The sequence below is a fragment of the Stenotrophomonas maltophilia group sp. msm1 genome (assembly GCF_032025805.1).
Lineage (GTDB): Bacteria > Pseudomonadota > Gammaproteobacteria > Xanthomonadales > Xanthomonadaceae > Stenotrophomonas > Stenotrophomonas hibiscicola.
On record NZ_JAVSKH010000002.1, the window covers coordinates 1,593,511 to 1,615,753 of the forward strand.

At 65.6% G+C, this 22,243-nt stretch carries 21 protein-coding genes, 3 tRNA genes and 1 pseudogene; 7 read left to right on the forward strand and 18 right to left on the reverse strand.

The features are described 5' to 3' along the window. Window positions 1-4: 4 nt before the first annotated feature. Genes lpxK through ROV95_RS15070 form a run of 7 tightly spaced genes read right to left on the reverse strand, consistent with a single transcriptional unit; the run spans window position 5 to window position 8,336 of the window. Entirely contained in the window at window positions 5-1,024 is a 1,020-nt protein-coding gene (lpxK, locus tag ROV95_RS15040) for a tetraacyldisaccharide 4'-kinase (RefSeq protein WP_312545080.1), read from the reverse strand. Next, entirely contained in the window at window positions 1,024-2,772 is a 1,749-nt protein-coding gene (msbA, locus tag ROV95_RS15045; RefSeq protein WP_134729525.1) for a lipid A export permease/ATP-binding protein MsbA, read from the reverse strand. Before msbA ends, lpxK begins: the two co-directional genes overlap by 1 nt. Then, the gene (locus tag ROV95_RS15050) at window positions 2,769-3,191 is read right to left on the reverse strand and encodes a biopolymer transporter ExbD (protein ID WP_005415977.1); all 423 of its coding nucleotides are present in this window, start codon (window positions 3,189-3,191) and stop codon (window positions 2,769-2,771) included. Before ROV95_RS15050 ends, msbA begins: the two co-directional genes overlap by 4 nt. 3 nt (window positions 3,192-3,194) lie before the next feature. Further along, entirely contained in the window at window positions 3,195-3,857 is a 663-nt protein-coding gene (locus ROV95_RS15055) for a MotA/TolQ/ExbB proton channel family protein (RefSeq protein WP_134729523.1), read from the reverse strand. Between the two features lie 3 nt (window positions 3,858-3,860). Next, window positions 3,861-6,260, reverse strand: a complete 2,400-nt coding sequence (locus ROV95_RS15060; RefSeq protein WP_227843942.1) for a DNA internalization-related competence protein ComEC/Rec2 — start codon at window positions 6,258-6,260, stop codon at window positions 3,861-3,863. A 59-nt stretch (window positions 6,261-6,319) separates the two neighbouring features. Then, the gene (locus tag ROV95_RS15065) at window positions 6,320-7,663 is read right to left on the reverse strand and encodes a HAMP domain-containing sensor histidine kinase (protein WP_312545082.1); all 1,344 of its coding nucleotides are present in this window, start codon (window positions 7,661-7,663) and stop codon (window positions 6,320-6,322) included. A 1-nt stretch (window position 7,664) separates the two neighbouring features. Further along, entirely contained in the window at window positions 7,665-8,336 is a 672-nt protein-coding gene (locus ROV95_RS15070; protein ID WP_019659002.1) for a response regulator transcription factor, read from the reverse strand. Between the two features lie 215 nt (window positions 8,337-8,551). Between ROV95_RS15070 and ROV95_RS15075 the strand changes: the two are divergent. Next, window positions 8,552-8,647, forward strand: a pseudogene (locus tag ROV95_RS15075) (MipA/OmpV family protein); the annotation flags it as partial. A gap of 32 nt (window positions 8,648-8,679) precedes the next feature. Beyond that, complete coding sequence (locus tag ROV95_RS15080; protein WP_019659004.1) at window positions 8,680-8,964, forward strand: hypothetical protein; 285 nt, start codon at window positions 8,680-8,682, stop codon at window positions 8,962-8,964. 18 nt (window positions 8,965-8,982) lie between these two features. Here the strand turns inward: ROV95_RS15080 and ROV95_RS15085 are convergent, their stop codons facing one another. Next, a complete protein-coding gene (locus ROV95_RS15085) occupies window positions 8,983-9,123 on the reverse strand; it encodes a hypothetical protein (RefSeq protein WP_021203593.1) in 141 nt (46 codons plus the stop codon). Window positions 9,124-9,244: 121 nt separating this feature from the next. Here ROV95_RS15085 and ROV95_RS15090 point away from each other — a divergent pair, with 121 nt between their 5' ends. From ROV95_RS15090 to ROV95_RS15105, 4 genes are all read left to right on the forward strand, one after another. Continuing rightward, the gene (locus ROV95_RS15090) at window positions 9,245-9,814 is read left to right on the forward strand and encodes a TlpA disulfide reductase family protein (protein ID WP_019659006.1); all 570 of its coding nucleotides are present in this window, start codon (window positions 9,245-9,247) and stop codon (window positions 9,812-9,814) included. A 110-nt stretch (window positions 9,815-9,924) separates the two neighbouring features. Then, entirely contained in the window at window positions 9,925-10,116 is a 192-nt protein-coding gene (locus tag ROV95_RS15095; RefSeq protein WP_019659007.1) for a hypothetical protein, read from the forward strand. A gap of 63 nt (window positions 10,117-10,179) precedes the next feature. Continuing rightward, the gene (locus ROV95_RS15100) at window positions 10,180-10,371 is read left to right on the forward strand and encodes a hypothetical protein (protein WP_019659008.1); all 192 of its coding nucleotides are present in this window, start codon (window positions 10,180-10,182) and stop codon (window positions 10,369-10,371) included. A 232-nt stretch (window positions 10,372-10,603) separates the two neighbouring features. Beyond that, window positions 10,604-10,936 (forward strand): hypothetical protein, encoded by a 333-nt coding sequence (locus ROV95_RS15105; RefSeq protein ID WP_312545084.1) that lies wholly within the window; start codon window positions 10,604-10,606, stop codon window positions 10,934-10,936. A 96-nt stretch (window positions 10,937-11,032) separates the two neighbouring features. Here the strand turns inward: ROV95_RS15105 and ROV95_RS15110 are convergent. From ROV95_RS15110 to uvrB, 3 genes are all read right to left on the reverse strand, one after another. Beyond that, window positions 11,033-11,107 (reverse strand) — tRNA-Val (locus ROV95_RS15110). Between the two features lie 98 nt (window positions 11,108-11,205). Then, a tRNA-Val gene (locus tag ROV95_RS15115) sits at window positions 11,206-11,280 on the reverse strand. A gap of 107 nt (window positions 11,281-11,387) precedes the next feature. Continuing rightward, the gene (uvrB, locus tag ROV95_RS15120) at window positions 11,388-13,412 is read right to left on the reverse strand and encodes an excinuclease ABC subunit UvrB (protein WP_021203591.1); all 2,025 of its coding nucleotides are present in this window, start codon (window positions 13,410-13,412) and stop codon (window positions 11,388-11,390) included. 128 nt (window positions 13,413-13,540) lie between these two features. Here uvrB and ROV95_RS15125 point away from each other — a divergent pair, with 128 nt between their 5' ends. Further along, window positions 13,541-14,065, forward strand: coding sequence for a GspH/FimT family protein (locus tag ROV95_RS15125; protein WP_312545086.1), 525 nt, complete (start codon window positions 13,541-13,543; stop codon window positions 14,063-14,065). Between the two features lie 61 nt (window positions 14,066-14,126). On the opposite strand, the gene ROV95_RS15130 is transcribed toward ROV95_RS15125, so the two are convergent. From ROV95_RS15130 to ROV95_RS15160, 7 genes are all read right to left on the reverse strand, one after another. Further along, a tRNA-Asn gene (locus ROV95_RS15130) sits at window positions 14,127-14,203 on the reverse strand. Between the two features lie 73 nt (window positions 14,204-14,276). Next, entirely contained in the window at window positions 14,277-14,690 is a 414-nt protein-coding gene (locus ROV95_RS15135) for a type IV pilin protein (protein ID WP_049446493.1), read from the reverse strand. A 23-nt stretch (window positions 14,691-14,713) separates the two neighbouring features. After that, window positions 14,714-19,207, reverse strand: a complete 4,494-nt coding sequence (locus ROV95_RS15140) for a PilC/PilY family type IV pilus protein (RefSeq protein WP_312545087.1) — start codon at window positions 19,205-19,207, stop codon at window positions 14,714-14,716. A 182-nt stretch (window positions 19,208-19,389) separates the two neighbouring features. After that, a complete protein-coding gene (locus ROV95_RS15145) occupies window positions 19,390-19,899 on the reverse strand; it encodes a PilX N-terminal domain-containing pilus assembly protein (protein ID WP_307741273.1) in 510 nt (169 codons plus the stop codon). Beyond that, window positions 19,889-21,070 carry a PilW family protein gene (locus ROV95_RS15150; protein ID WP_312545090.1) on the reverse strand — a complete coding sequence of 394 codons (1,182 nt, stop codon included), beginning with the start codon at window positions 21,068-21,070 and terminating at the stop codon, window positions 19,889-19,891. Before ROV95_RS15150 ends, ROV95_RS15145 begins: the two co-directional genes overlap by 11 nt. Next, entirely contained in the window at window positions 21,070-21,540 is a 471-nt protein-coding gene (pilV, locus tag ROV95_RS15155) for a type IV pilus modification protein PilV (RefSeq protein ID WP_227843948.1), read from the reverse strand. The genes ROV95_RS15150 and pilV overlap by 1 nt, the downstream gene beginning before the upstream one ends. Then, window positions 21,537-22,052 (reverse strand): Tfp pilus assembly protein FimT/FimU, encoded by a 516-nt coding sequence (locus ROV95_RS15160; protein ID WP_251102268.1) that lies wholly within the window; start codon window positions 22,050-22,052, stop codon window positions 21,537-21,539. The genes pilV and ROV95_RS15160 overlap by 4 nt, the downstream gene beginning before the upstream one ends. Between the last annotated feature and the right edge of the window lie 191 nt (window positions 22,053-22,243).

Sequence of the window (22,243 nt, forward strand, 5' to 3'; positions counted from 1 at the left end):
CCGCTCAGTTCGGTCGCAGCTTGTCCAGGCGGTCAGTCAGCGCCACCCAGAACGCGGCGGGCAACTCGGCGCGCAGCGGAACCGCGTAATGCCAGTCGTTGCCGAACGCCCGGCATTTCACCGCATCCTTTTCGGTCATCAGTACCGGCAGCTGGCTGCCGAAGGACAGGTCCTGCGGCTGATAGGCCTGGTGGTCGGCGAACGCATGCGGCACGACGCCGATGCCACGCGCGCGCAGCATGTCGAAGAAGCGCTGCGGATGGGCGATGCCGGCCACCGCATGCACGCGCTGGCCCTTGAAGTACGCCAGCGGGCGCGCGCGGCCACCGGCCAGCGGCTGCGCACTGTCGATGTGCAGGGCCATTGGCCACTGGCCGAAGCCACAGGCCTGTGCCGCGGTCTCCTCATCGGCCTGGCCGAGATTGACCACGCGGAAATCGCACTCGCTGGCGCGGCTGACCGGCTCGCGCAGCGGCCCGGCCGGAATCATCCGGCCATTGCCATAGCGACGCTGCGCATCGACCACTTCGATCTCGATGTCGCGCGCCAGCCGGTAGTGCTGCAAACCGTCGTCGCAGACGATCACATCGCAGCCGGCCTCGATCAGCGCCTTGCCGGCAGCAACCCGATCACTGTCCACGCGCACCGGCACGCCGGTCTTCCAGGCGATCAGCACCGGCTCGTCACCGCCCCTGGCGGTTGGCGTGTCGGCCTTTACCCACAGCGGCGTGTCGGCATCCTCGCGCCCGTAACCGCGGCTGGCCACGCCCGGCTTCCAGCCGGCGGCACGCAGGCGCTCCACCAGTGCGATGGTCAGCGGCGTCTTGCCAGTGCCACCGGCGGTGATGTTGCCAACCACGATGACCGGCACCGGCAGCGTGTAACGCTTGCGCCAGCCACGCCGATAGGCGCGCCGGCGCAGCGCGGTGACGCCGGCGTACAGCGGTGCCAGCAGGCGCATCGCCCACGGAACCGGGCTGCCGTCGTACCAGTACGCCGGGGTCTGGGTACCCTTGCCGGCCATCAGTCCTGCCTTTCGCGGAACTGCATGCTGTGCAGATGCTGGTACAGGCCGCCCAGCTCGAGCAGCTCCTTGTGGGTGCCGCGTTCAACGATGCGGCCATGGTCCATCACCAGCACCTGGTCGGCATGCTCGATGGTCGACAGCCGGTGCGCGATGACCAGCGTGGTGCGTTCGGGCATCAGGCGCTGCAGCGCGTCCTGCACCAGGCGCTCGGATTCGTTGTCCAGCGCCGCAGTGGCTTCGTCGAGGATCAGGATCGGGGCGTCGCGCAGGATCGCGCGGGCGATCGCCAGGCGCTGGCGCTGGCCACCGGACAGCAGCGCGCCGTTCTCGCCTACCGGCGTCTGCAGCTGCTGCGGCATACGTGCGATGAACTCCCACGCGTTGGCGGCTTCGGCCGCCGCGCGGATCTGCTCGTCGGTCGCTTCCATGCCATAGGCGATGTTGGCGGCGATGGTGTCATCGAACAGCATCACCTTCTGCCCGACGATCGCCACCTGCCGGCGCAGGTCGGCCAGCGGATAGTCATCCAGCGCCACGCCATCGAGGGTGATGACGCCGCCACTGGGCTCGTAGAAGCGTGGCACCAGCCGGATCAGGCTGGTCTTGCCGCTGCCGGAACGGCCGACAATGGCCGTCACCGTACCCGGCCTGGCAACGAAACTGATGTCGTCCAGGGCGATGCCACTGTCTTCGCGGTAGCGCAGCATGACGTGGTCGAACGCCAGTTCGCCACGCACGCGTTGCACGCGGTGCTGGCCTTCGTCGCGCTCCACCGGCATGTCGAGGATGCCGAACAGGCGCTCGGCGGCGGACACGCCGCGCGAAATCGAGGTCTGCACGCTGGTCAGGCGCCGCAGCGAAGGAATGATCGCCATCATCGAGGTCATCAGGCCCATGAACTGGCCGGCATTGAGGCGGCCGGCCAGGGCTTCGCGGGTCGACACCCAGACGATCACCGCCAGCGCCAGTGCGGCCAGGAACTGCACCACGCTGGACGCCGCTGCGCGGGTCACCTCGACCTTCATGTTCAGCGCCAGCATGCGGTTGGCCAGGCGCGAGTAGCGCGAGATCTCATGCTGCTGGGTGCCGTGCACCTTCACTTCCTGCTGCGCCGCCAAGGACTGCTCGGCGGTCTGCGCCATCGTGCCCATGCCGTCCTGGATGCCGCGGCTGATGCGACGATAGCGCTTGCCCACGTAGGACACGATGGCACCGATCAGCGGCACCACCAGCAGCATCGCCAGGGTTACCTTGACGCTCATCTGCAGCATCACCGCCAGCATCGCGATGATGGTGAGGGTATCGGCCACCACGGTCTTCAGCGCGTCGGCGCTGGCCTGGGTGACCTGCTCGGTATCGAAGTTCAGGCGGCTGACCATCACCGGCGTTGCTTCGGTGTCGAAGTGCGACGACGGCAGGTGCAGGTACTTCTGCAGCACCTGCTCACGCAGGTCGCGGACCACGCTGCGGCCGGTCTTGGCCAGCGTATAGTCGCTGACCCAGGTGGCCACGCTGCGCATCAGGAACAGGCCGAGGATGGTCAGCGGCAGGACCACGGCCGCGCGCGGCTGCGGATCGACAAACCCCTCGTTGACCAGCGGCTCCATCAGCTTGGTGAAGTGATAGCCGGCCAGGGCTTCGACCACCATGGCGATGACCGCGCCCACCATGAACACCCAGTAGGTGCGGGTGTAGCCCAGCAGACGTTTGTAGATCGGCCACACCGGCGCGTGATGGGAACTCATGGACGCACCTCTGGCGCAGTTGCAATGGCGATACGACGGAAACCGAGCTGACCGAGCGCGTCCTGCGCAGTCACCACGGCCTGGTAGGGAGTGCGTGCGTCGGCGCGCAGCAGCACGGGCTGGCTGCGGTCACTGCCGGCCACGGACGCGATGGTCTGCTTGACCGACTCGACGTCGCTGCGCAGCACTTCCTGGTCATTGATGAAATAGCGGCCTTCGGCGTTGATCAGCACGCTGAGCGAACGCGGCGGCTCGTTGTTGGGCTGCTGGCTGGCGGTAGGCAGCTGCACCTGCAGCGTCGAGCGCGCATCGAAGGTGGTGGTGACCACGAAGAAGATGATCAGCACCAGGATGACGTCGATCAGCGGAACCAGATCGATATGCGGCTCATCCTGGGAGCGGTCATTGCCGATACGCATCGATCAGGCCTTCGCCGTCGCGGCGTTGGCCGGTCGCGCCGGCGCGGCCGGGTTCATCACCCCGGGGCGACCGTCGAGCGTGTCCAGCAGGGCACTGGCTTCCTGCTCCATTTCCACCACATAGCCGTGGATGCGGCCCTTGAAGTACCGATGGAACATCAGTGCCGGAATGGCCACGATCATGCCGGTGGCGGTGCACACCAGCGCCTTGCCGATACCGCCGGCCAGCTGGTTCACGTCGCCCACCCCATGGTCGAGGATGCCCAGGAACATCTGGATCATGCCGATCACCGTGCCCAGCAGGCCCAGCAGCGGGCCGGCCGAGGCAATGGTGCCCAGCGCGTTGAGGAAACGTTCCATGCGGTGCACCAGGTGGCGGCCGGTGTCCTCGATGCGCTCACGGATCTGGTCGCGCGGGCGGTTGCGCGCTTCCAGCGCGGCCGCCAGCAGCGCGCCCAGCGGCGAGTTGGCACGCAGGGTCTGCAGGTGCGCCGGGTCAAGCTTGCCGCGTGCGGCCCAGTTGCGCACTTCCTGGCCGAGGCCGGGCGGCATCACTTCAGTCCGCCGCAGGGACCAGAAACGCTCCAGGATGATCGCCAAAGCCAGTACGCCCAACAGCAGCAGCGGCACCATCGGCCAGCCACCGGCCTTGACCAGTTCCCACACGTTTCAACCCTCCGGCCCAACGGCCGCTTGTTCGTTCGGCGATAGGATAGCAGCCGACCGCGCCCGCCCAGCGGCATCCCACCACCGGGATGCGTGGATACGCTGTTCACGCAGCTGCAGCCCTTGTGCACCAAGCCATACGCGGATCGCGCCGGAGTCGGCCGTGGCCAGCACTTCCGCCCCCTGCGCCTGCCAGCGTTGGACCACGTCCTGGCGTGGATGGCCGAAACGGTTGCGGTGGCCGGCCGAAACCACCGCCAACCGTGGCGCCACGGCGGCCACCCACGGCGCGCTGGAGCTGCCACCGCTGCCATGATGCGGCACCAGCACCACATCCGCCTTCAGCGCGGCCGGAGACGACTGCAGCAGCGTCCGCTCGGCCGGTCGGCCGATGTCACCCGGCAGCAGGACCACGCCGTGGTGGCTGGCGATGCGCAGCACGCAGCTGTCTTCGTTCTCGGCCTCACGGCTGCCCGGCGCCGGGTGCAGGACCTGGAAATCTACCCCGTCCCACTGCCAGCGCAGCCCCTGCTGGCAGGGCGTGGCGCCGGCGATGGTGCTGCCCGGTGGCGCCAGCAGCTGCAGTCCGGACAGCTGCCGTCGCAGGCTGGACAGGCTGCCGGTGTGATCAAGATGGTCATGGCTGAGCATCACCTGCCGGGGCGGCGCCTGGCCGAGCGCGCGCAGGGCCGGGACCAGAATGCGCTCGTTGCCCTCGCCGCCGGTCGGAGGCCCTACGTCGTACCAGAGTGCGTGCCGCGCTGTACGCACCAGCACCGCTGTGCCCTGCCCCACATCGTGCACCAGCAGCTCCAGTTCCCCCTCGGCCGGTGCATGCCGCGCCGGCCACAACAGCGGCAGGCACAGCAGCAGGCCCGCCAGGCCACCGCCGGCGCCGCGTGGCAGCAGCCACCAGAACACCCCCGCCAATGCCGCCGGTACGGCCCAGCGCGGCGCCTCGGCCAACCACCACATGGCCTGCGGGTGCAGCGCCAGTGGCTGCAGCGCCTGCCAGCTCAGCTCGAACAGCCAGGCCGCAGCACGCCAGGACCAGCGGCCGGCTCCCTCGTGCAGCGCATGCAGCCCCGTACCCAGCAACGACAACGGCACCACCAGCAACGTCCACCACGGAATGATCGGCAGGTTGACCAGCGGCCCCAACCGCGCGGTGCCGCCGAACAGGGCCACGCACAGCGGCAACAGGCCGAGGCTGGCCACGCCCTGGGCGGCCAGGAAGCCACGCAGGCCCCCACCGGCGCCCTCCGGCCCGGTTCGCGGCAGGCACCACAGCAGCCACAGCACCCCGCCAAAGCTGAGCCAGAAGCCGGCCGACAACACCGACAGCGGCGCCGGCAGCAGCATCACCATCGCGGCCAGGGCCAACCCCTGCCCCGCACCCACCGGGCGACGTCCGGCACGGGCCAGTGCCACCAGCCCGATCATCAGCGCCGCGCGCACCGTTGGCAGCGCGCCGCCGGCGGCCACGGCATAGGCGGCTGCGGCCAGCGCTGCACCCCATGCCGCCGCCTGTGGCCGTGGCCAGCAACGTCCCAGCACCGGGCACAGCCACCACGACAAGCGGCACAGCAGTACCCCGAAGCCCGCCACCACGCCCACGTGAAAACCGGAAATGGCGACCAGATGGGTCAGGCCCAGCGCGCGCAGGTGCTCCCAGTCGGCATCGGACAGCCCGCGGGTATCGCCCAGCGCCAAGGCCTGCACGAACCGCGCGGCAGGATGTGCCACCTGCGTAGCGATGGCGTCACTGCTGCGCTCGCGCCAGGCTGGCAGGCCCTGCGCAGGCGCGCGCTCACGCGCAGCCCCCGGGTCGCGTACCGTGCCATTGCCGGAGATGCCGCGCAGCAAGGCATGGCGTTCGCCGTCGAAGCCGCCGGGATTGATCCGCGAACGTGGCGCACGCACGCGCAGCGGCAACTGCCAATGCGATCCCGCACGAACCGCATGCCGCCCGCCCTCGGCCTCGTGCGCTGACGACCCGCGCCACGGATCGTTCCAGGTGACCTGCAGGCGCTTGCCGCGCAGCGCTGGCAGCGCATCGGCCTCATCCACGTGCAACACGAAACGGGTGTAGCCGGGCCCCCGCTGCGGAAGATCGGCGACCCGTCCGCTCACCCGCACATCCTGCGGCGGCGCGCCGGGTGGCAGCTGGCCGTGCAGCGCCCAATGCCCGTGCAATGTTGCCCATGCCAGGCCGAGCACGATTGCAGCCCAGGGGCGGCCGCGCCAGCGCAGCAGCCAGCCCGCGCCGCCGGCAACCGCCATCGGCGCGCTCAGCCACAGCGGCAGCAGCGCCGGCATCTGCACGCAGGCCAGCGCGCCCAGCACCAGGCCGGCAGCGCAGCCGGGGCCGAACAGGGCCGGCGCGGAACGTTCGGAAGCCATTCCATCAGCCTGCCGCCAGGCGCTACAGGCTGCCTATCGGGGTTTCCCCCGCGCGGCTGTCAGCGCCGGACGGTGCCGCGATGGAAGTTGACCCGGAAGCTGGCACCACCGCCGGTGGCCTCGCCGACACTGACCGAGCCGCCGTGATGCTGCACGATTTCCTTCACCAGATGCAGGCCGAGGCCACTGCCGCTGCCCGCCGCGCGCAGGCGATGGAACGGCTCGAAGATCGCTTCACGGTCACTCACCGGAATACCGGCGCCCTGATCGCTGACTTCCAGAAGGCCACGTGCATCCAGGCGCACGCAGATGGTGCCGCGCCCGCCGCCGTGGACGATGGCGTTGTGCACCAGGTTGGCGATCACCCGCCCCAGCGCCAGGCTGTCGCCATGGATCCACACGGGCGACTCCGGCGCATCCACCTCGAAGCCATAGCCGGCGCCGACCACCAGTGGCGCCAGATCGGCGGCCGCTTCACGCACCAGCAGCGCCAGATCCAGCCGCTGCAGTGCGCCGACATTGCGATCGAGCCGCTGCAGGTCAAGCAGGTGCTCGGCGACGTTGCCGAGCCGCGCCACGTCGGTCAGCAGCTGCGATTTCAGCTCACCCTGCGGCAGCTGCGACAAGCGCGCCTGTACCACTGCAATCGGCACCCGCAGCTCGTGCGCGGCATCGGCGAGGAACTTGTCACGTGCTGCATAGCCCTGCTGCACCTTGTCGATCGCGTCGTTGAAAGCTTCCACCAGCGGCGCGACCTCGGTCGATACCAGCTGCGCATCCAGCCGCGCACCCGGCTGGCCGATATCCAGCTCCTTGGCCTGCTGTGCGGATCGACGCACGCCGCGCATCGCACGGTGGATCACGGTCGGCATCACCAGCAGCGTGACCACGATCAACGGCAGGAAGAACCACAGGCCGATCAGGCGCAGCACCATCAGTGCGCCGTCCAGCAGCCCGCCCTTCGGCGCCCCGCCCACCATCACCGTGATGCGCCGCCCATCCTCGTTGCGGATCATCACCCGCGCAACGTCCAGATAGGGCGGCACCAGTGAACCCAGTTCGGTGGCGCCCACCGTCGGCAAGCGTGCCAGCAACGGGGCGTGGACCGCAGGAATCGTGCCGCGCTCCAGCCACGTGCCCCTGTCATCAACCGCCGCCAACCAGAGGTTGCCCCCCGCCCCGGCATTGAGCCTGTCCCAGCGCGCCTGGTCCAGTACCAGCCGGCCGCCTTCGCTGTGCACGGCTTTGGCTACCGCCTCGGCCGTGAACATGTCCATTCCCCAAGTGTCCTTGTCGCCCCAGGTCAGGATCAACGCGACCACCGCGAACAACACAGTGAAGGCCTGCGCCAGGAACAACCGCCAGGCCAGGCCGAGCGTGATGGAGCGGATCGGTCGGGTCATCTCACGCCTCCGCCAGCAGATAGCCGACGCCGCGGATCACATGGATCTCCACACCGGCCCCGGCCTGCTGCAGCGCCTTGCGCAGCTTGGAAATGTGCGCGTCGAGTGCATTGGACTGGATCTCGTCATCAAACCCGTACACCGCCGCTTCCAGCGCGCTGCGTGTGACCGTGCGCCCCTGGCGCATCGCCAGCGCCTGCAGCACCAGCACCTGGCGCCGGGGCAGTGCCAGCGGCTGGCCTCCCACCTGCGCCTGCAGCGATTCGAAGTCGAATTCCAGCCGCCCCAGGTGCAGGCGCGGCGTCACCATCGCCGAGGGCCGCCGTGAGACTGCACGGATCCGCGCCATCAGTTCCTCGATCGCCACTGGCTTCACCAGGTAGTCATCGGCCCCCACATCCAAGCCCTCGACCTTGTCTGACAACGTGCCCTTGGCGGTCAGCATGATCACCGCCAGGTTAGGCCGCAGTGCACGCGCGGTGGCGACGAACGCCGCGCCATCGCCATCGGGCAGCTGGCGGTCGAGCAACATCAACTGGTGTACCGGTTCGCGCAGCGCGATCGTAGCTTCGGCCAGGCTTCCGACTACGTCGGCGACCACGCCCTGCCGCTCCAGGCCCGATTGCAGGGCTCGGGACAGATCGGGATCGTCTTCGACCAGGAGGATGCGCATCAGGGGGTTCGGCTACCGGAAACGCTGCCGATCATAGTGCCTTGCGCCGGGTTTGGGCGCCTTCGCGTGCCGATTGCCGACGCGCAATGTTCTGACAATGTTGCGCCCGCACCATGCACAGCCATCCTCCGCAAAGTGGCTGATCGATGCCGTTGCTGCCCCCGACCCTGCTGCGCCTGTTGCTGTTCTCCGCTGCCATCAGCTTTCCGTTGGCCGCCAACCAGCGGTTCGGCGATGCAGTAAAGGACAGCCCGATGGCGCGGCGTGGGACACAGACGTCGGCCTTCGTTTCCCTGATGCGCTCGTTCTGAGCGAGCGCCCGTTACAGACAAGGACACCCCTCATGGCCTGCGTCTCCGCCCCCCTCGAAGCCCATGCGATCCTGTGTGCTCCCGACCTGGACAGCGCAGAACGTGCGTATCTGGGCCTTATGCCCGATCTGGAGCATGTGGATGCGCTGGCCCGCCGCGCACTCGGGCTTTCGCGCGTCGCCGATGCGGCACGCACCTACGCGCTGTCGATGACCCTGGTCGGGCTGCGCCTGCAGGAACTTGAGATGAGCGAAGCGACCGCAAAGGAGCACCGCCAGGCTACGCTGCACAGCCTGCGGCAGGTCTTCAACGCCTGAGCGCAGGGGCGCGATGGCTCAGCGGAAGGTGGCCCAGGCCAGCACCGCAGCCAGCAGAGCTACCCAGACCACGGCCTTGAAGGTGCCTTCCAGCATGTTGCCGCCGAACAGCAGCTCGACGAATGGATTGGTCCGGGGAGCCGGAACATGCTCGCTCATCTGAGACGGATCCTGAGAGTGGTAGGGGCGCGCACGCCACGGCGACGCGCGGAACGCCTGCTTAACAACTCGCGCCGCAGTTCGGGTATGTTCCGGACAACGCTGCGTTCAAGGATGATCAATGCTCAAGCGCGCCCTGGTTCCTGTTGCTGCCCTGCTGCTGTCGGCGTTGATCATCGCGCTGGGATGGCAGAACCGCCAGTTGCGGCAGATCAACGAGCAGATGGCCGCCCAGCTGCAGGCCATGCAGCATGAGGCGCATGGCCTGGCGCTGGGCACGCGTGCCGATACGTTGGCATTGAAAACCACCCAGCGCACCCGGGTGATGATCGGCGGCGAACGCAGCACTGCCCAGATCCTGTACTTCTTTTCCACCGCCTGCCGCTATTGCCTGGCCTCGATGCCGCAGCTGCAGCAGATTGCTGGCGGACGTGGCACCAGCGAGCTGGTCGGCGTGGGGCTTCCTCCCTACGATGAACTGGCCGACTACGCCGGCAAGCACGATCTGCGCTTCCCGATTGCCATCGACAGCGACGGCGATGCCGCCAGACGCTACCGCGCCACGGTCACACCGATGCTGGTGGTGCTGGCTGCAGATGGCAGCGTGGCCTACAAACACGTCGGCCAGCTCGATGAGCAGGTCGTGCAGGCCGCCATGAAGTCGCTGGCGCCTCGCCTTGCATTGCACTGAGGCGCCACGCGCCCGATCCGCGCGCCCGCCCTCGCCACCAGATTCGCGCCACAACCGGCACTCCGGTGCCTTCGGCAACTGCAACACCAACGCCAACCAAGGAGATACACATGATCGGAAAGAAGGTCCTTTCGTCCGTCGCCGGTATCGTCGTTGTCGCCGCGCTGTCGTTCGGCGCGTCCCAGGCCTTTGCGAAGCCAACCAAGGCTGGCTTCGCGCCGGGCTGCACCTACACGCCGGGCTGCGTTTTCGGCGGCAACGGGACAATCGGTGGTACCCGCATCTGCTGCCAGCCGAACTGACCTGTGCAAGGCCGTCCCGCAAACGGCCTACACCGTGCATTTCCACACCTGAAGGAGCCACGCATGATCGGTAAGAAGAAGCTGTTCTCGTCCGTCGCCGGTATCGTCGTTGTCGCGGCCATGGCCTTCGGCACCAGCCAGGCCTTTGCCGTTGCGCCCAAGACCGGCTATGCGCCCGGTTGCGAGCCGCATCCGAGCTGCCCGTTCGGCAACTCCGGCAAGCCTGGCCAGGTGCTGTGCTGTGATCCGCTGTAATCGAAGCCGAGCTGCGGGTCGCCAGCGCTGACCCAGCGCAGCGGTGTTGATCGGCGCCCACCCGCATCGGGCATCGCGCCGGGCCGTCTCTTGGGGCGGCCCGGCACTTCCGGCCCCGGATTCATCCTTCCCCGGGCGCCTTGGCGCGCGCTTTACCGGCTTTCGTCGCATACCGGTTTCACACCGCAGGGGGCAGTGCCACGCTGGACTCCCTTCTCCGGAGCACCGTGCCATGCCGATGCTTGCCCTGCTGCTGTTGTGCGCTGGCCTGTTCGGCCGCGATGCCGACGCCGGGGATGCTTCCCTGCGCAGCCAGATCCTGCAGGCCGAGGCTGGGCAGGCAGGAGCATCTCCAATGCCGGATGAGAAAGCAGACCCGGCCACCCTTCAGCTTTACCGGCTGCGCCAGGATCGCGTGCTGCGCGTGGGCAACCAGCCCCTGCGGGCGGACACCCCGCAGCAGCGCACCGGCTCGGCACGCGTTGCGCAGGTCTGGGAACGCGTGGACGGGCATTGGCGGCTGCAGCGCATGATCAGCATCGACGAATGGGTGGCCCAACGCTGACCGCTGGCTGCAGCCCACTGGCGCAAACGAAAAAAGCCGGCCCGGGGCCGGCTTTCACTCTGATCCACCGTTGCACCGGCAGTGCCGGGAGCCAGGTGGTGGGCGGTACAGGGTTCGAACCTGTGACCCCTACCATGTCAAGGTAGTGCTCTACCGCTGAGCTAACCGCCCATCTTGTTCTTGCCGCCCGAAAGCAGGCCTTGCTACGTAAAAACCCGGCGCCAGGGCCGGGCTTTGCATTTCACGACAGCCCTCTTCCGAGGACTTCGTGGTGGGCGGTACAGGGTTCGAACCTGTGACCCCTACCATGTCAAGGTAGTGCTCTACCGCTGAGCTAACCGCCCGTTTTTGCTTCTGAACGTTCGCGATTGCGTCGGTGCAGGCCGCGTATATTACGTATGCCCGCCGTGAAGTGCAATACTTTCGTGAAGAAGATGCTGCACTGCCGCGTTCAGCCCAGACTCGCCTCCTTCAGCTGCCTGATCTGGTCGCGCACGCGGGCCGCGTCCTCGAATTCGAGGTCCTTCGCATGCTGGTACATCTGCTGTTCCAGCGCCTTGAGACGGGACGCCAGCTGGGCCGGGCTGAGCGAGCGATAGTCGCCCCCGTCCTCGGCCACGCCAGGCCTGCCCTTGCCCTTGCCCTTCTTCGCTTCCTTCTCTGCCGCATCCGAACGCGCGCCTTCCAGTACGTCGACGATCGGGCGCGCCACCGAGCGCGGCACGATGCCATGTTCCTCGTTGTACTCGACCTGTTTGGCACGACGGCGGTCAGTCTCATCGATCGCGGCCTGCATCGAACGGGTGATCTTGTCCGCATACAGGATCGCCTTGCCACGCACGTTGCGCGCGGCACGGCCGATGGTCTGGATCAGCGAACCGGTGGAACGCAGGAAGCCCTCCTTGTCGGCATCAAGGATCGCCACCAGCGATACCTCGGGCATGTCCAGGCCTTCGCGCAGCAGGTTGATGCCGACCAGCACGTCGAACTTGCCCAGCCGCAGGTCGCGGATGATCTCCACGCGCTCGACCGTGTCCACGTCCGAGTGCAGGTAGCGCACGCGGATACCATGTTCGGTGAGGTATTCCGTGAGATTCTCGGCCATGCGCTTGGTCAGCGTGGTGACCAGCACGCGGTCGCCCGCCTTGATGCGCGCGTTGGCCTCGCTCATCAGGTCGTCGACCTGGGTACCGACCGGGCGGATCTCCACCACCGGGTCGATCAGGCCGGTCGGGCGCACCACCAGTTCGGTGATCTCGTCACCGGCTTCACGCAGTTCATAGGGCCCGGGCGTGGCCGACACGTAGATGCTGCGCGGGCAGCGCTCCTCCCACTCCTCGAAGCGCAGCGGGCGGTTGTCCAGCGCCGACGGCAGGCGGAAACCGAATTCGACCAGGGTCTCCTTGCGCGAGCGGTCGCCCTTGAACATGGCGCCGATCTGCGGAATGGTCACGTGCGATTCGTCGATCACCAGCAGTGCATCCGGCGGCAGGTAATCGAACAGGGTCGGTGGCGGCTCGCCGGCATTCTTGCCGGTCAGATGCCGGGAGTAGTTCTCGATGCCGTTGCAGTAGCCAACCTCGGCCATCATTTCCAGGTCAAACTGGGTGCGCTGGGCCAGGCGCTGCGCCTCCACCAGCTTGTTCTGCGCGTACAGCTGCTCCAGCCGCTCCTTCAGCTCCACCTTGATCGTCTCGATCGCTGCCAGCACGCGCTCGCGCGTGGTCGCGTAGTGTGTCTTCGGATAAACAGTGAAACGCTGCATGTTGCGCAGCGTCTCGCCGGTCAGCGGGTCGAACAGGGTGATCTTCTCGACCTCGCCATCGAAAAGTTCCAGGCGCAGCGCCTCGCTGTCCGACTCGGCCGGGAACACGTCGATCACTTCGCCACGCACGCGGAACGTACCGCGCTGCAGCTCGTACTCGTTGCGCGTGTACTGCAGCTGGGTGAGGTGATTGATCAGGTCGCGCTGGTCGATACGCTCGCCCTTGGACAGGATCAGGCGCAGCGACAGATAGTCCTCGGGTGCACCCAGGCCATAGATCGCCGACACCGTGGCCACCACGATCGCATCCGGGCGCGACAGCAGGGTCTTGGTCGCCGCCAGCCGCATCTGCTCGATGTGCTCGTTGATCGAACTGTCCTTTTCGATGAAGGTGTCCGACGACGGCACGTAGGCTTCCGGCTGGTAGTAATCGTAGTAGCTGACGAAGTACTCCACCGCGTTGTGCGGGAAGAATGCCTTGAACTCACCGTACAGCTGCGCCGCCAGCGTCTTGTTCGGCGCCATGATCAGCGTCGGCTTCTGCACGTTCTGGATGACGTTGGCGATGGTGTAGGTCTTGCCCGAACCGGTGACGCCCAGCAGGGTCTGCTTGGCGATGCCCGCTTCGAAGTTGCTGGTCAGCTTTGCGATGGCATCAGGCTGGTCGCCTGCCGGCGAATACGGCGAGACGAGTTCAAAACGGTCGCTCATGGTGTTGCCAGTTCCCGGGAAGGGTGAGTATACGGGGCAAGCGGTGACGGCCAGCTGAGGGGTTTCCGGGCAGGCGGGCGCGGCAGTGCCTGATGGCGAATGCCCCGGCGTACGGCGAGGCTGCATGCATGTCCCTCCGCCATCGCCCTGCCCGGCTCCACCGCGGGCTCCATCTGATCGAGTTCCTGATCGCCGTCATGGTGTTGGCGGTCCTGCTGGCGTTGGCGTGGGGCCCTTGGCAACGCATGTTGCGGCACTTCCAGGCGGAAACGCTGCGCGCCGAACTGGTGACCAGCCTGTCGATGGCACGCAGTGCCGCCATCACCGAACGCCGCCGCGTGACGGTCTGTGGCTCGTCGGATGGCATGACCTGCGACCAGGCATGGCGCCAGGGCTGGCGGGTACAGGTCGAACCGGCCAACAGCGCAACCGGCGCCGGAAGGGAACTGCGCGTGCACAGGGCACGCCAGCGTCATGTCGACCTGCGCGCCAGCGATAATCGGCCCGACGTGCGGTTCCGGCCCGACGGCCGCAATGCAGGCACCAACCAGTCCATCGTGCTGTGCGTGGACGGACAGGAGCACAGCCGCGTCATCATCAGCGTCCCCGGACGGGTCAGGAGCCAGCGCCCGCAAAGGCCCATCCCCTGCTGATGCCCGCAATGCCAACGCAGAAACGAAAAAAGCCGCGATTTCTCGCGGCTTTTTTCGAATCTGGCGCCCGAAGTTGGACTCGAACCAACGACCCCCTGATTAACAGTCAAGTGCTCTAACCGGCTGAGCTATTCGGGCGGGGTGCGCATTTTAGCCAGCGTTCGGTGGGGAGTGCAAGCCTTTTATGCGATGCCGCCCAAAGACCTGCCCTTTACCAGCATCCGGGCCCCTTGCTGGCATTCGGCGTCTTTCGTCCGGCCTGGTCCAGGGTCAGTGTGCCGCAGTCATCCTTCTTCTGGATCTCGGTCGGTGCCGCCTGGAGGGTAAAGGAGGTGCCATTTGGCGTTCCCACGTAGGAAAGCGTGTATCTGGCGGTACCGTCCCGTGGCGATTGCGAGAAGGGCAGCGTCATGCCCGCATAGGTGTTCTCCACGGTATGCCGCCGCTCCAGCATCTGCGCCAGCTCGACCAGATCGGCCTTGGCCTGGGCACGATTGGCCTTGCGCACATAGGCCTGGTACGAAGGCAACGCGATAGCAGCAAGAATGGCGACCACGGCCACGGTGATCATCAGCTCGATCAGGGTGAAGCCGGTGGCGGTTCGACGCCTGCTGTACACATGCATGGGCAACCTCGATATCGGATTCATCAACGGATCTGCCGCCACGATTGCCGCCCACAGGGCCGTGGCATGTAAAGCGGATCGGCGCCGGCCGCACGCAGCACGAACGTACACTGGCTGGCCTGCAGCATCTTGTCGACCGTGCACCCGGTGTCGCCAGGTTTGCAGGGCGTAAGCTTGGGCACAAAGATGTTGGTGTCCTTCACTGGCGGCCCTTGGCTAAGATCACCCTTCTTGGTCAGGGCGACACCACCGCAGTTGCCGGTGCACAGCGCTTCTCCGCCGATGGTTGGGCTCAAGCCGGACATCTGGCCCCCACCGGTCAGCAGATTCAGACCGTACAGCCAGTTCACGCCACCGCCGCTTCCGCAGATGGCGGTACCTGGCACATAGGACGTGAAGAACACGATGCCGTTCTGCACACGGGGGTTGCCGACGAAGCGTTCGCCTTCGACTGCCGATCCGGCCTGCAGGTCCACATACCAGCCGCGGGCCGAACCGTAGTTCACCGCATTGCGGGTGACATCACGCAATTGATAGCCGCTGGCCGATGTGCCGGTAGTGATCACCTGCTGTACCAGATTGTCGCGCGTGCCAACCGCAATGGCGAGGTTATCCCAGATGCCATACAGCGACTGCACTGGCGAGGTGCTGCTGACCGCATTGTCATCGGCGGCGAAATACTGGCCGGTACCGAAGAACAGACTGATGCCGCCGCCCGGACCCGTGCTGATCTCGATACCGCTCATGATCGGCTGCGGGCTGTTGTTGCGCGTAGCGGTGAACAGCGGCGTTCCAGACAGGGCAATGTTCCAATCGGTCGGATCGGTGCTGGAAAGATCGAACTTCCAGATATTGCCCTGCATGTCACCGCCATACACAGTGTCGGTGATGCCGTCATTGTTCTTCAACGCCACCGTGGCGATGTTGATCAGGCCATTGCGTGCCGCGTACTTGGCACCTACCGGCGAAAGCCGCTTGAGTACCTTGCCGGTCTGGATATCAACCACGAACAGCGCTGCCTTGCCGCTGGTGGAGTTGACGCCATTGCCGAAGATCGCGACGAAGCGCGGCGCAGCATTGGCATCGGCGCCCTTCACCGCCACCACAGCCGGCTTGCCCAGCACGAACCCGAGATCCGACTCTGTCTTGCCCGAGACTTCCCACAACACACTCGATGCACCGAACGCGGTCGGATCGCTGACATTCAGCGCGAACACGGAGCCATTGCCTACGCTCGTCGCATTGGGCGCCTTGCTGGAGCCACCACCACCCGTGGTGCCCACCAGCACCGTGTTCCAGGCATCCCCGTAGTAGACGTCGGACGACGTCAGTGGGCCATCCACGTAGTAGCGATGCCCATACTTGGGATTGGCCAGCTCGGCAATGTGCTGCATGGCAGCTGACGGAATGAAGGCCAGTTCTTCGGTACCGCCGGATGCTCCATTCGAACCGTTGAAACCATGCACCATCCCGTCATTGGCGCCAACATAGATCATCGTCGGCGGCCCCGAGGTCGCGCGCTTCGCTTTCAGGAAGGCGTCATAAGACGTGCCCAGCGTCGCCTTCCACTTGACTGTCGACTGCCTCGCCCAGCCTGCATAGCCGAAGTCATCCGTCTTGGAGACGATCTCGGTGGTGGAATTGACGATGTCACCCAACGGCGAAGTACGCGAACGGAGCCCGCTCACCGCCGCGCCGCGCAGATAGTTGACCAGGGTGGTCGAGGTCTGATTCGCGAACCATGCAGGAATCGAGTCACTGAATCCCAATGCCGACAGCTTCGCCCGCTCATCGTTGCCCGGCAGATTGGTGGCCAGGAACTCGTTCGCATTGACCGGGGTCACCGTGCCATCGGACGCGGTCTTCGTCGGGGACGTCGCCATGTAGATGCGGCGCGTGGCACTGCCGATGTTGCTGGACGCCTTCCACAGCACGGCTCCGTCCGCACCCTGGCCGTCGACCTGGGTGGCAATGACATCACCGGTCCAGTCCACAGTGCCAGAGGGCACGCTGTAATGGGACGATACAGTGAACGAGTTGGTCGAAATGCGCGCGCCACTGCCGCTACCACCGACCGGCGCATCACCTTCCGCTGCGCTGTTGAAGATCGCCTCCAGCGCCTCCTTCAGTTTGGTCGGATTGCGTGCCAGGAAGTAGTTATCCGGCACCCCTGGCTTCTTGCTGTCCCACTTCTTACCGGCCGGGACACCGTACTTGGCGGCATACCACAGCGGGCTCTGCAGCTGGCCCGCCGCAGTGGTAGAGGCCTTGTACTTGATGACTACCGGCCTCTGCCAGTTGCTCGGGAAGTTGTTTGTGCTGGTCAGCACGGAGCCATTGCTGTTGCCCGGACGCAGCGCCAGACGCTGCACGGTGCTGGAGGCATTTGAGCCTGTGATCGTGTAGCCCGTCAGCATTGCGTTGCCAGCGTAGGCCGACAGGTTCTCGATCCGTATGAGCACTTCATCCTCCTCGACCTTGCCGGCCAAAGTCGTGCCAATCCAATCCACCCCTTTGTTTGCAGTTGTGTAGTCGCAAAGTCGCGTATTGCCCGCGGCGCTGTTGCTCACTTTCGCATCAGCACGCCAGCAGATGTTGTTGAAGGTGCCGGTATCGTTGCACGCGGCGCCCACGCAGTAGCTCAGCATGGCAACGACGTCGTTGTCATGGTCATTGCCCCACAGCGAGTCTTCCCACACCAGCGAGAAGCTGCCGGACTTCGCATCTGTCCGGTAGGGACGGCCATAGATCAGCTTCCCGCCAGTGTCGTTGGCCTGCTTGGTGCCAATGCCGACCGAACCCAGGAAACAGCTGCGCCAGCCCGTGCTCGCTGCCGTTGCGCCTGAGGTGTTGTTGGCCTGGCAGAGTGGGGCCAATCCGATCTTGCTGTTGCCCACCGCGATCTCGAACTGCGGAAGGTTCTCCGCCATGGCAACGGCATAGGTGGTGGCAGTGACCTTGTACGTGCTTGGTTTGTTCTGCACGTTGGGACGCAGATCGGTCTCAGCTGCGGCCTTGGCCAGTCCCGCCATCAGGAAGCTGCCTTCCATCGAAGGAATGTCGGGGCAGATGCCACGCGCCTTGCTGAGGCCACTGATAGTCTGCCCTTGGCAGATATCGCTATGGGTATCAAGTGAGGTGTAGCGCGGCGTATCACCCACGCGACCGATCATGTAGCTCTTGCCAGCGATTCCTTCGGCCATGCCGACTGCATCGGTCGCGGACACCGCAGACGCAAGGCCGGTCACGGAACCGATGTTGTCACTGTCGAAGGACGGCAGGCCCGAAGACAGCACCAGGATGTTGCAGGTCGCACAATAAGAGTTGCCACCTTCTGCGGGCAGGCGGTAGGGATCCTTCCAGCTGATATTGGTTGGCAGGCCGCTGAGATCTCCGCTGTCACTATAGACCTTGGAACCCGCAGTGATGTAGCGCAGCGCCTCCGCATACATTTCCGCCAACGGATTGCCCCAGGCACTGCACTTCTGGCCTCCGGTTCCCGGATCGGTCAGATTGCCATTTCCCTTCTGGTCCTGTCGATTGAGGATGCCGTAGGTGTTGCAGTCATTCCAGTTGTTGGACCAGTTCCAGTTGTCCAGACGGAAGCTTGAAATCGCATTGATCACGCCCTCATCGTCGGCTTTGGCGCTTCCCGTCAGATTCAGGTAGCAGAACTGCCCCGTAGACAGGTCGATTTCATCACCCACGCCGCAGAACTTCGTACCGTTGCCCGCGATCTTGCCGATGTTCCGCCGCAGGACACCGCCATCCCGCGGATTGGCGTAGGTTCCCGTCACGAGCCCAAAGCGCAGTCGCCCGCTCTCACCGTAGGTCTGCAGCAGCCCAGCCGGCTTGAAACGGTCGGTGATGCCATCGTTGTATTTGCGGCAGAAACTCTCACGCACCGTTGAGCTGGCATCACACACTTCCACGCGCACGGTGTAGTCCGTGGCCGAGCGGGGAATGTCCGCGTAGCCATCGGCGTTGCTGGCTCGTCCGGTATCGCACTGGTTGCTGGCCGTCGAGGCCCACTCGCCCAGTGCACCTTCGGCCACGCGCATCAGCGGCGCCCCGGTTGCAGAACGGGTCACACTGCAGAAGCTGAAGGTTGTCCCGCTTCCAGCAAGGTTGGCGAACTCGCGAAGATCCGATCCACTGTAGACCTTGACCCACGCATGCAGATCGCTGGGGATCGGCGCCCGCTCCAACACCGTCTTTTCCTTCGTATCGGTGAAGCGCTGGCCGCCGTACAGCACGTAGCGCATCACGTCCAGGCGACTCATCGTCACCCAGTTGAGGAAGTTGCCCGACCACGCGCCGCTGCAGCTGTGCTTGTTGGCGCCCTTCGCCTCTGCACTGGCCTTGAAGACACCGCTGTTGTACGAGTAACAGAGGTTGTAATCGAAGTAGCCTGAGTAATCGAACTTGTCCTGGTAGGTGGTGTCCAGCACCCCGTCCCCGTCCAGGTCGCTGTAATCGCTGTAGGCCTTGTTGAACAGCTGCTCGTCACGCGACATCACCATCATCATCAATGGCGGCTGGCTCTGCTTGCTGTACAGCGGCTCCTGCGCGATGTCGTAGTCACCAAGCGCGGCCTGCAGCGGAATGATCAACGCGGCAAGGCCGGCAAGCGCAGCAACACCCACACCGGCCCGCAGCCAGCTGGAGGAACGAAGTGGAAGGAAACGGCGCTCGCTGTTCATGGGATGAAGATCGTATCGATGACCGCACTGGCGGACGCATTGGAGGGATCGTCACTGGCAAGCGCCGTGACCTGGTAGATGTTCCCGGTTTCTTCGTTCTGTCGGCCGCCGGTGCGCCGGCTGGACGCTGCAAAGCACTTGTCGATGCGACGCGTATAGGTGGACTTGGTCTCACTGAGACCATCGGCCCAGGTCTGCGGATCGTAGGAGGGACTGCATTCCTCCTGGCTGGCCTTGAAGATGCCCCCGTCAGCCAGCGCCTTCTCGATGGATTTCTCGGTCTGCCGGGCGTCGGCCTCAGCATTCTGGAAGGCAACGTTGCTGCGCAGATAGTTGGCAGCCATCCGTTCCTGCATGCTTGTGACCTGCATGCCGGCGATGCCCAGCAGGGCCATCAGCACCAGCATGATCAGCACGACGTACAGCACCGCGCCGCGCTGGGAACGCGGTGAATGCAGAGAATGGCGGCGGGCGGGATGGGTACGCATGGTGGCCTCAGTTGCCATACAGGCGATTGCGCAGAGCGATCGTGCTCTGGTAGGCGGCGCGCATGCGGCCGTCAGAAGGCGCGGTGTATGTCACGCCGAGCGCGGTCAGCTGCGTACTTGAACTGGCCTGGATGGATGCGGCCGGGTCTGGACTGGACACCACCAGCCCCAGTTGCACCGTGCCCACGCGCTGCCAGCCACGCGAGGTCGGCACGATGGAGGCCTGAACATCGGTCGCGGTACCCTGGCGATCAATGTAGCCGGTCGGCGACACCGTGCTCAGACCGTGATCCTGGCCGTACAGAAGCTGCATGTTCTCCACGCCTTCGACCAGCGCCTCTGCTGGTCCCGCGACCAGGGCAGCACCGGGCTTGGCGGTGAATCGAAGGCGATACAGCGACGATTGCTTGGTCGTAGCGTCGTAGCCCACGTACAGGATGGACGTCTCGGCGCGATACAGCACCGCTTGGCCGGGCTGGTAGTTGCGGGCGATGGCCACGTCGTTGTTGGGTGCAGTGCCCACTGTCACGGTACCGGCCTTTGCGTCGATCGCACGAGCCTGGAAGACCGTGGCGGAAATGCAGTCGGCCACACCGAACAGCCCCGCGTCGGTAACTCCGCTATCAAGCACGGCAAGACGTTTTGGATCAAAACTGAAAACCGGCTGGGCAACCGTTCCGGCTACCGCGGTGACCGGCACACCGGTCGGCACCAGATAGCGCAGGGCGACGATATCGCTGCCATCGACCCGGTTCTTGATGGCCGCGGCGAACTCACTCGGCAACGCCGGGGAGTACTTGGTGCCCCCCGTTGACGGCGTTGCCGCCAACGTCACTGCGTCGCCCGGCTTGGTATTCGTTGCCTCGTAGCCCTGGATCGACCGCGCGAAGTCCAGCGCGGGGTGTCCTCCCGCAGCAAAGGTGGTTGCCAAGGTGCCCTGCGGATCATGCGCCTGATCGTTCACGCAACCGAAGTGCCCCGCCATGCGCAGTTCGCGTTGCAGGGAATCCATCGCGAAACGACTGTTCTCCTGGACCCGCGCAAGCCCTTCAGACAGCTGGTAGGCCGTGCGTGAAGCGGCGAACACTTGGACCACGCCCAGCATGATGATCAGGCCGATGGTCAGGGCGATCATCAGCTCGATCAACGACAGGCCACTCATCGTTTGGCGGGAGCGCATTCTGGTCATCACAGCAGGCTCTCGGCGGCAAAGGTGGTGTCAGCCTTCGAATCGGGATTCCAACGCTCATCGCCCCAGCTGACCGATACCCGTACCCGGCCGTCATTGACAGTCACCGTTCCGGACGCCGAGTCACCCAGTGCGCGGCCGAGGCGACAGCGCCAGTCGCGGGTGAAGTCATCCTTGCCGATATCCTTGCCAATGGACGGCGCGCAGTCCCCCTTGCCGGTGGTAGCAGCATAGGTACCGGCATAGCTGAGCGCGTTGATCCGGTTGGCCCGGATCTGATCAAGCAGTTCGTACCCCAGGTTGGTGGCCTGGGTGCGATAGTTCGCGCTCTGCACGAACCGTACATTCATCGTCTGCAGCAGCGCGAAGCCCAGCAGGCCGATACCCATCACCAGGATCGCGATCATGACCTCGATCAGGGTGAAACCTCCCTGCGCCGCACGGTGCGGCTGGAAGCCGATCCTTTTCATGAGCAACTCTCCTTCAACAGCCGCACCTGTCCCGTAGGCGATATGCGCAGCGTTCGCTGCAGGGGCTGGTCGCCACACTTTTCAGGGCGCAGTGTCACATCGACTTCCGCGTTGGCGCGATTGCGGCCACGGCCATCGAAGCCGATGGTCAACGCTTCGGTTGCGGACTTCATGGTCGGGCGACCTTCGCTGTAGCGCAGCACGTTCTCACCGGAATCAAGCGCCCCGTTGCCGTTGCGATCTTCCCAGACCATCCAGCCGTCGGCCCAGCTGCTGCCATCACACTCTTTGCCCGCTGTGGATGCGCATAGAGCCCCACCACGCGTGTTTTTTATCGCCTCGGAACGGGCAAGCGCCAGCGACGCGATCAGTTCGTTGGTCGTCGTGGCCACACGATTTGAGCGGATCGTACTCTGGAAGCTGGGATAGGCGATGGTGCTCAGGACCGCCAGCACGGCAACCGTGACCATCAACTCAACCAGCGTGAAGCCGTTTTGCCGGCGCAAAGACATTGGACGCTCCCCAGCGTGTTGGTGGCCACGATGGGCCATCGCCCCGCCACCGGCAAGCGGCGGCAGGATGAACGGTCAATCCGGGGCGACGGGCGTCAAAGCCTTGACGAGCCCCCCCCCCCCCCCCCGGGGGGGGGGGGGGGCCCCCCCCCCCGCCCCCCCCCCACCCCCCCCCGGGGGGGGGGGGGGGC